A 434-nucleotide genomic window follows, 5' to 3' on the forward strand; every position below is an offset into this window, starting at 1 on the left:
GCCTTGTACACACCGCCCGTCACGTCACGAAAGTCGGTAACACCCGAAGCCGGTGGCCCAACCCCTTGTGGGAGGGAGCTGTCGAAGGTGGGACTGGCGATTGGGACGAAGTCGTAACAAGGTAGCCGTACCGGAAGGTGCGGCTGGATCACCTCCTTTCTAAGGAGCACTTCTAAGCCAAGCTTGCTTGGTTCAGAGGCCAGTACATCAGCGAACGTCTGATGCTGGTTGCTCATGGGTGGAACGTTGACTATTCGGCACGATCAGGATGAGGACTGTTAGTACTGCTTCGGCGTGGAACGCAGGGTCTTGACTGGACGTGTCGGGCACGCTGTTGGGTGTCTGAGGGCGCGGCCGTATGGCTGGGTCTTCGGTGCCGGCCCCAGTGCACTCGAGCTCTGGCTCGGGGTGATGGGTGGTTGGTCGTTGTTTGA

At 59.4% G+C, this 434-nt stretch carries 1 rRNA gene; it reads left to right on the plus strand.

From position 1 onward, the window contains the following. Positions 1-159: ribosomal RNA gene (locus tag KUM32_RS35990) — 16S ribosomal RNA — on the plus strand; the annotation flags it as partial. Positions 160-434: the final 275 nt, after the last annotated feature.

The sequence above is a fragment of the Streptomyces sp. AC627_RSS907 genome (genome assembly GCF_019049165.1).